This window comes from Bacillus sp. Leaf49 (genome assembly GCF_001426125.1).
Lineage (GTDB): Bacteria > Bacillota > Bacilli > Bacillales > Bacillaceae > Bacillus > Bacillus altitudinis.
The window spans coordinates 1-10,361 of sequence record NZ_LMRK01000015.1; the positions used below are offsets into that span (position 1 = coordinate 1).

2 protein-coding genes are annotated in these 10,361 nt (G+C 46.0%); both read right to left on the minus strand.

What is annotated here, in order from left to right:
• Positions 1-8,112, minus strand: an 8,112-nt coding sequence (locus ASG46_RS09580; protein ID WP_056704291.1) for a non-ribosomal peptide synthetase, incomplete at its 3' end; no start/stop codon positions are given.
• 19 nt (positions 8,113-8,131) lie between these two features.
• Positions 8,132-10,361 (minus strand): condensation domain-containing protein (locus ASG46_RS09585; protein WP_156376654.1); only part of this gene is annotated, 2,230 nt, incomplete at its 5' end.

Below are 10,361 nucleotides of genomic sequence, written 5' to 3' on the forward strand. Positions count from 1 at the left end.
GAAAGCATCATTGTGCCAAAAAGCAAGATTGACAAGAGACTGGTGCTCGACCATGACACCCTTCGGCTGTCCAGTCGTTCCAGATGTGTAAATCATATAGGCGAGATCCGTTGGTTTGATAGGAACCTGAATCTCGTGCGCTTCTCCTTCTACTGCCTCTTCTATGAAGAGGGTATGACCTGTGAATGAAGGTGGTGCAGTGAGCCCTTTCTGAATCAGAAGGACCTCTGCCCCGCCATCTTCCAGCATGTAGGCAATGCGCTGCGCTGGATAATCAGCATCAATCGGCACAAATGCCGCACCTGCTTTGAGAACTCCGAGAACAGCGGCTGTCATCTCGAGCGATGGACGTGTGAGAATGCCGATGCGGTCTCCCGGTTTTATGCCGCTGGAAATAAGTCTTGCGGCGACTGTATTCGCTCGGTTGTTCAGTTCTTCATACGTCCAGCTCGTGCCGCAGAAGGCAGCTGCTTTTTGATGAGGTACTTCTTGTGACTTCGCCTCAATCAATGCATGAACCGTTTGATCTGTCGGGACATCTAGGATAGGTCCTGACCATTCATCAAGCAGATGTCGCTCTTCTTCTTTTGTTAAGATGGAGATGGTTGAGATCGGCTGATTCAATTTCGCAAGCATTTCGTCTATGATTCGCTCAAAATATTGACTCCATCGCTGAATGGTACTCTTTTTAAATAGTGCCGCTGCATATTCAAAGCGCAAGCCCACTTGATCTTGTTCCTCAAAGATGCCGAGCGTTAAATCAAACTTTGCCTGAACGGCTTCTTGCTGTTTGTGCGAAAGCGTAAGTCCATTCAATTCCGGTAACGTCAGATCACGCTCATCCGTTGTCATCATGACACTAAATAACGGGTTGCGACTCGTGTCTTTCGGAAGGTCTAACTGCGCGACCAAATCCTCAAATGGGAACCCTTGATGTTCATAAGCTGATAGATTGTGATCTCTTATTTTTTCTAGCAGATGCTCTGCAGTTTCTTCTAACTGAACGTCATGTCGAAGGGCCAGTGTATTCACAAACATGCCCGGAATCCGTTCGATTGACGCATGTGTACGTCCAGCCGTTACAGCCCCTATGACGATGTCATGCTGCCCAGTCAATTTATGAAGGAGAATGGCAAAGGCCGTTTGCATCACCATGTTCAAGCTCACATTTTTTTCAGCCATGAGCGCTTTGATATGCTGCGCCTTCTCAGCAGACAGCCATCTATCAACCCGGTCTCCTGCAAATGACTGCACGCTAGGCCGCGGGAAATCAAGCGGAAGTGCTAAGTCTTCTGGCGGCTGTGCATATTGCTCCAGCCAATACTGCCGCTGTTTTTCAAGTGCTGCTTGCTGCTCTTCCTCTTGCTGCCATACCGCATAATCCTTGTAGTGCAATTGAACTGGCGGTAACGTCTTATGCTCATACAACTCCGCTAATTCTTGAATAAGCAGACTGCGTGTCACTCCGTCTGCGATGATATGGTGCATATCCATCATGAACACATATTTGTCATCAGACAGCTTTGCCACTTTCGCTCTCATTAAAGGTGCTTGATGTAATGAGAATGGTGTCATGAAGTTGTCTACGACGGATTGTACCTGATCGCTTTCTACTTCAACCATCTGTAACGTAAACGGCACACGGCGATAGATTTTTTGGACGGGACTGCCATCAATTTCAACAAAAGCTGTCCGCAATGACTCATGTCTATCAATTAAAGCTTGAATCGCTCCTTCTAGCTGCTTCAGATCAAGGTTTCCTTCCATCATGAAAACGGCTGGCATATGGTAGGTGACGGATTCTGGATGCAGCTGCTGTAATACGTACATTCGCTTTTGTGCGGAAGAGACTGGATAGAAATCTTGCTTTTCCGCTGGCTGAATGGATGTGACGAGCGAAGCATCAGCTTCTTCCAAATAGGCAGCTATCGCCCGTATTGTTGGCTTTTCAAAAAGAACCTTGAGTGGAACATGCTGATTCAGTTTGGCTTGCATGTTCGAAATGAGCACCATGCCTTTCAGAGAATGCCCGCCTAATTCAAAGAAATGGTCATCAATGCCGACTTTTTCAATCTCAAGAACATCTGACCACATATCACAAAGCGTCTGCTCAAGCGCCGTTTCTGGTGCTGCATGTGCCGTGCGGTTCATATGTGCCTCATGAGGAAGCGGCAGAGATTTTGCATCTACTTTTCCGTTTTGTGTCAGCGGCATATAATCCACTTTGACAAAATAAGTAGGAATCATGTAATCCGGTAGTGTCTCTGAAAGCTTTTCTCTAAATGTCAGCGTTCCAATGTGATCAGGTGCTGTATAATATAATGCCAGCTCCGGTAAACGATTTGTGTTGATCACTTTGACATACACTTTTTGAATGGAAGAAAGGGCACGTGCGGCATGCTCAATTTCTTGTTTCTCAATTCGATAACCGCGAATTTTCACTTGATCGTCTACTCTTCCAAGGAATTCAATCTCTCCATTTGTATGCTGTCTAACCAAATCTCCCGTTCGATACATCCGCTCTTGAGGGAAATAAGGATTTTCAAGAAAACGCTCCGCTGTTAATTCAGGCTGATTCAAATAACCTTTTGAAACACCATCACCTGAAATGTAGAGCTCACCCGGTGCGCCATAAGGGACAAGGCGCTGCTCGCGATTGCATACGAGCGCTCTTGTATGAGCAATAGGCTTTCCGATGATAGAACGCTCCTTTAAAGCATCCAGCTCATGCGGTGTCATTAGCTTGCTCACTGTACCAATCGTTGTTTCTGTCGGACCGTAATGGTTCATCACTGCCACGCATGGATGCTGCTTCATAAATGTCTCAACATCTTCAGAGACAATCGGTTCTCCTCCCAATACCACAAGCCGTAAAGCGTCAAATGTATGACCCTTCGAATCTGCCATCATATGAAATAAGGATGGTGTCATTTTGATATAAGTCAGCTCTTGTTCATCAATAAAACGCATGAGACGTACAGGGTCTGTATACACGTCTTCACGAGGAATATAGAGTGTCCCGCCTGCTTTTAGAACCGGGAAAATGCTTGTGTAACCAAGGTCGTATGCATAAGAAGACAGGAGTGCCGTTCGATCGCATTCTTGTAAAGTCACTTCATGTGTCAACCAATTGACGTAGTGTGATAGATTACGATGCGTGAGCTGTACACCCTTTGGCTTCCCTGTTGTTCCAGATGTGTAAATCACATAAGCCAGTTGATCAACCGATACGTCCGGCAGGTCTAGAGAATCGTTTCGTTGGACGGCTTTCTCCACATGTACGACCTGAATCGACTTGAGATGCTGATACGAATCGCCAAGAGACTCATTTGCCACGATGACTTTTGCCCCTGAATCTTTTAATGTGTAACGAATACGTTCCGCAGGAAAAGCTGGATCAATTGGTACAAATGCACCGCCTGCTTTCATTACACTTAGCATGGAGACAATGACATAGACAGAGCGATCAAGAATAAGTGCGACTGTGCTTTCTTTCTCTACGCCTTGCATCTTCAGCTCACTGCAAAGAGCATTGGACATGTGATCTAGTTCACGGTAGGTCAGCTTCCTTTCACCATCCATCACCGCAATGGCATCAGGCGTTTCCATGGCTTGACGTGAAAATTGCACATGGTACGGCTCATGATGACCTGTTTGTTCTCCATCCCTTTTCTCCAGCCGCTCCATTTGCTCATGCTGATCCAAGAGGTTGAACAAGCCAATTTGTTCATTCGGATGCTGGACCGCCTCACGAATAATCGCAAGAAGATGTGTTCCGAACCGGCGGATGGTTTCCTCTTTAAATAATGCCGTTGCATAGTCTAGGCTTAGTTTTATTTCTCCCTCACGTTCAAATGCTTCGAGAGACAGATCAAATTTGACGGATCGGTGCTGCATCGCATAAGGCGAAATGTTCAGATCGCCGAGCTTTAGTGCAGGAACATCCATGTTCTGCATATTAAACGAAACACTAAAGAGCGGGCTTCGGGTTGTATCACGATCAAGCGGTAGACGCGCGATTAACTCTTCGAGCGGATAGCTTTGATGTGCAAAAGCATCTACACTCGTTTCTTTTATTTCTTCAAGCAGCTGTAAAAATGACTTTGTTTGTTCCGGTTTCCCGCGCATCGCAATGGTATTGATGAACATCCCCGGCATGTCCTGAATATCTGGATGTGTTCGTCCCGCAACAGGAGATCCGACAATGATATCTTCCTGTCCGCTGTAGGATGCGAGCAGCACTTGAAATGCAGATAACAAGAACATGTACAGCGTCGTATCTGTTTTCTTGAGCAGCTCATGAATACGCTGAGTTGTCGCTTGATCACAGCCAAACATTACTCGTTCTCCAGAAAAATCACGTTCCACTGGACGCGGGTAGTCTGTCGGCAAATCTAAAACCGGTACATCTCCTTCGAATTGCTTCAGCCAATACGCTTCATGCACACGCTGTTTCTCTGTTTCTTCTTCACTTAACTGCCAGACAGCGTAATCTTTATAATGAATGGCTCTTTCTGCAAGTGCCTCTCCATCATAGGCTTTCGTCAAATCCTGAATGAACGTCTTCATGGAGCTGCCATCTGTAATCAGGTGATGTGCTTCCAGAACTAATAGATGACGATCATGACTCACTTTGAGCAGCTGTGCCCGCAGGAGGGGAGCGGCTGTCAAATCAAACGGCGCCTGACGTTCAGCAAGAAATGCCTCGGCCTCTTCTTCCTTTACATCATGGATGGGGAGGTCAAATGCCGATCGTTCATGTACCCTTTGGACGATGTTCTCGCCTTTCATATGAAAACTCGTTCTTAAAATTTCATGCGTTTGAATCAATTCATCAAATGCTGAGGTGAGCCGCTGATGATCGAGCGTACCTTCAAGCGTTAAGACGATCGGAATATGATAGTTCGTACTCTTAGGTTCAAGTGTTTGTAAAATGTATAAGCGCCGCTGAGCTGGTGACACTGGATAGTCCTCCGCCTTCGCTGCGGGTAAGATCGGATGTCCTTGTTCTTCTTGACCGTCCTGGTCAATGTATGACGCAAGCGATCGAACTGTTGGCTTTTCGAATATCACTTGAATCGGAACTTCCTTTTGGAACACTTCTTGGATTTTGGCTGACATCATCATTGCTTTGAGTGAATGTCCGCCAGTCATGAAGAAATGCTCATCTATTCCCACCGCTTTCCCAAGCAGTTCCTCCCAAATTTGAGCAAGCGCCTTTTCCGTCTCGGTTTCAGGTGGAATGATCCTGATTTCTTCACGATCAGCTTCGTCAGGCGTTGGTAAAGCTTTTCGATCGACCTTTCCGTTTGCGGTAAGCGGAAAAACATCTAGCTTCATGACGTGATGGGGTACCATATATGCTGGCAGTGCTTGATTAAATAGAGCCCGCACTTCTTCTTCCGTGATCGTTCCCGTATAGTAAGCGGTCATTTCTTTTTCTTCTGAAGGAGACTCATGGATAAGCACAACCGCATCATCGATCCCCGTCTCTTGTTGAAGAATCGTTTCAATTTCACCGAGCTCAATACGGAAACCACGGATTTTCACTTGATCATCTGTCCGTCCGAGGAATTCGATTTGACCATTTGAACCGTACCTAGCCAAATCTCCTGTTCGATACAAACGCCCTTCTGCCTTGAAAGGATCAGCGATAAATGCTTGCTTTGTTAATTCTGGACGATGGAGATATCCTCTTGAGACACCGTCTCCGCCAACATACAGCTCTCCTGGCGCGCCAATTGGCTGAAGTCTTTGATTGTCATCTAAAATGTAAGCGGACGAATGATTGATCGGCTGACCAATTGGAATCGTGCCCGTTTCATCCCCTCTCACCTCATAAATGGTCGAGATGGTGGTGTTTTCTGTTGGGCCGTACGCATTCAGTAAAACAAGTGATGGATGATTTTTCTTCACAAGCTCTGCACTTTTCACATTGATCACATCACCGCCTGTGATCAATTTGGACAATCCTTTAAACATATGCGGTCGCTGCTGAGCGAGTTGATTAAACAAACCTGTCGTTAAAAAGAGCGCCGAGATTTGATTCGTTTGGATAAAGCGTTCAAACCGGTTGATGTCTAATAACGTGTCACGGTCAACAGGATAAAGCGTTGCACCGTTCAGCAGTGTGGTGAAAATTTCAAAAGTAATGGCATCAAAGCTGACTGCTCCTGTATGTGCCATACGATCCGACTTGTTCAAGCCCAGTGTCTCCTGAGAACATGCCAATCTGACAATATGCTGATGCTCAATTTGAACACCTTTTGGCTGGCCGGTTGACCCCGACGTGTACATGATATACGCCAATTGCGAAGGAGAGGTCTCGACTTCGAATGGTCCGTTGGACTGATTCGATATGTCCGACACACGAACGGCTTGGATACTTTCATGAACTGGCGGCTGGCTGTCCGCATAGAGCAGAACGGATGCGCCGCTGTCTTCAAGCATAAAGCGGATTCTATCCTCTGGCTGGGCTGGATCAATTGGTACATAAGCAGCCCCTGCTTGAAGAATCGCTAAAATGGCGATCACTGCTTCAGCAGATCGATTCATATACACTGCGACGGCATCTTCTTGTTTCACTCCGCTATCAATCAAATATCCCGCAACACGATGGATTTCTTGGCCAAGTTCTTCATAGGTGAATGCCCGCTCTCCTTCGACTAACGCCAGATGGTCTGGCTGCGTTTGAATGCGTTCTTTAAGAAGCTCAGGAATAGACAGATGCTTTGGATAATCTCGTTCTGTCTTGTTCCATGCTTCAATCTGCTGTTTTTCTTCTTCGGTGATACACGTCACGTCATGAAGGCGAACTTCCGGATTCTCGATGATCTGCTTCATGAGGTTGGTCAGGTGTTTCGATATTTTTTCAATGACCTCTTCTTCAAAAGCCACCGCATTGTATTTGATTTTCAATGTCCATGTTTCACCTGGATATACGAGGACATTTAGATCGAAATTCGTTTGTTCAAATCCGTCTTTTACATCAATGGAAAACCCTAGACGTTCCGACATGGTGTCACCAGATAGCTCTTGATCTAAAGGATAGTTCTCAAACCCGACCAAGTGATCGAAGAGTTGTCCTCCTGCAGCTGTCTGTTGCTGAATGTCATAAAGCGGCATAAAATCATAGTTTTCCGCTTCCAGCGCATGCTGCTGAACTTTTTGAAACAGCTGTTTGAAGGTGTCTTCCTGATTCATTTCTACCCTGACCGGTATTGTATTGATAAAAAGCCCTGCCATCTGTTCTATACCAGCCACACTTGGCGGCCTGCCAGATACGACTGTTCCGAAAGTGACATCATGTGCCGCATGGTAAGTGCCTAAAAGAACCGACCAAACAGCCTGGAATAGATTTGGTGCTGTCACTTGGCAATTCCTTGCGATCTCTTGAATGGTGCTGACCATTTCAGCATCCCATGTGAACGTCCATTCCTGATGGTCATATTGTCCGTTCGCTTCTTTTTGCTGCAAAAGCCCTTGATGCTGAATCGCACCATCTAAGCGATCCTTCCAATAGCCTTCCGCTGCTTGTTGATTTTGCTTGCCAAGCCACTGAATATAATCTGCATAAGGTTTTCCTTGTGAGCGATCCGGCGTTTTGCCGTTCCGATAAGATTCGTAGTAATGAAACAATTTTTTCATCAAAACTCCCATGGACCAACCATCCATGATGATGTGATGGTTGCTCCAAATGAGATGCCAGTTTGTTTCATTCAGTTGAAAAACAGCGACCTTCAATAACAAATCATTCGTTAAATGGAAGCCTTGCTTTCTCACTTGCTTTTTATATTGATCTAGTACCTTTTGCTGTTCCTGATGGTTCAGGTGAGATAGATTCTCTCTATACACATCTAGATTGCGCTCTGCCAGTACAACCTGACGCGGCTTCTGTAATTGCTGATAGACAAAGGCTGTACGGAGAATGTCATATGTGCCGATGAGCTCATTGAGACTCTTTTCAAAAAGATCGAGATCAAACTCCCCTCTTATTCCAAGCTCCAGCTGTGTGAAATAAGAGGACGAATTAGGGTCTAGCATGGCATGATATAACATACCTTCTTGCATTGGTGTTAAAGGATATACCTTTTGAATCTTCTGTTTGCTCATAGTCCACCTCTTCGTTTGCTTAAAATATATCCATTAGCTTTTCAAGTTCATCCATGGTCAGGTCATCGTCTCCTACATCACTAGGCGTAATTTGCGCTTCATCTTGTGATACACAATGTGAGATGAGTGCCTTCACGTTCTTTTCTAAAAGGTCCTTGAACTGTTCCATCGTTTGCTCTTCAAATTCAAGCTGGTGATAGGACATCGTCATATGGAACATGCCCTGTTCTACGAAACCAACAATATCTAATGCATGAGGTTTCTCTGATTCTGGACTTAATGATTGACCTGCCTGCCAACTGGATCGACTTAGTTCACCTCCGCCAATCTGTTCATCAAACTGACCAAGATAGTTAAAGCTAATATCTGGCGTGATATCAAATGCGAGACCGTCCTTCATTTTGTCAGGCGTTAAATATTTTAAAACGCCATAGCCGATTCCCTTGTTCGGAATGTGTCTGAGCTCTTCTTTCAAAAGCTTGATTTGATACGAAAGATCCTCCGCATGCGACAAATCAAGCAGCACAGGATACATGCTCGTAAACCAGCCGATGGTCCGCGACACATTGACCGCCGGAAGGATGTCTTCCCTTCCATGTCCTTCAAGGTGAATAAAGTGTCTGTCTTCTCCTGTCCACTCTTTCAGGGTCAATCCTAAAGCGGTTAGCAAAATGTCGTTGATTTCCGTGTGGTACGCCTCATGTACTTCTGTCAGTAGGCTGCGTGTTTCTTCCTCAGACAGCGTAAAGCGAATGGTTTTTGTATGCAGCATTCTTTGATCCTCTGTGACATGATCCTTTTGCAGAGGTGCAGTTAAATGCCCAAGTACCTTTTTCCAATAGTCCCTTTCTGCCAGCAGCTCATCTGACACTGCGTATTCCGTCAACTTCTGGGCATACGCTTGGAATGAATGTGTTTTTTCAGGAAGTGTCAGCTCCTCCCCGCGCTTCGCCTGCTCATAAAGAGCCATGAAGTCTTCAAGGAAAATACGCCATGACACACCATCAATGACAAGGTGATGTACAACGAGCAATAAGTGATCTCCATGATCCGTACGGAAAATCGCAGGTTTGACTAATGGTCCCTCTGTTAAAGAAATACTCGCCTGCACTTCATTTGCTAGCTTTTCTACCTGCTGGATTTGCTGTGATCGTTCTCCTTGTACTTCTATCACGTCCACCGCTACATCGTTTTCGTCTACTCCACGATGACGCTGGATGATGCGTCCTTCTTCTATCGGATAAACCAATCGCAAAGCATCATGATGGGTCATCATCTGCTCGAGTACTTGTTTGACAAGCACTTCATCCAAACCATTTGCCGCATGGAGCATAACGGACTGATTCCAATGATGTTGGCTGCTGAAGTTCCGTTCAAAGAACCAGCGCTGAATTGGTGTTAAAATGACCTCTCCTTCGACAGGTGATTGATCGGCTGTGAGAAGATCCGCTTCTTCGATATATGGGCGAAGCTCTGCAATCGTTGGATATTGGAAAAGCAGTTTCATATCGAGCTTCCAGCCCTCTTGCGTAAGTCTGCTTGCCATTTGGATGCCTTTAATCGAATCTCCGCCAAGGAAGAAGAAGTGGTCGTGAATACCGACTTGGCTGACGCCAAGCACATCTTCCCAAATGCCGCAAAGCAGTGCTTCCACTTCATCTCTTGGCGCTTCGTATGCTGTTTGATTCGCTTCCATATCAGGTGCTGGCAGTGCTTTGAGATCCACTTTGCCATTTGCCGTCATCGGCAGTTGGTCTAGCTCGATGATCCATGATGGCACCATATATTCTGGCAAGGTGCGCTTTAAGCTTTCTTGCAAAGTGCCCGTTTCTTTATCTGTGATGACGTAAGCGACAAGAGCGTCTTGATTACTTGCGTCTTTGACCGTTGTCACGACGGCTTCTTGGACTGAATCCAGCGCAAGGAGCTGCGCTTCAATTTCTGACAGCTCAATCCGGAATCCGCGGATGTTCACTTGATGGTCTTTTCTACCGAGGTAGATCAGCTCGCCATCCTCTGTCCATTTCACCAAGTCGCCTGTACGGTACATGCGCTCTCCTGGATAAAACGGATCTGGGACAAACCGTTTGTCCGTTTCCTCTGGGAGATTCCAATAGCCTCTTGCCAGTCCTTTCCCCGCAATCACAAGTTCACCCGGTACGCCTTGCGGCGAGAGGTCATATAACGAACCCATAATGTAAAAACGAGTATTGGCAATCGCTGTTCCGATAGGAAGCGTGCCTTGATCT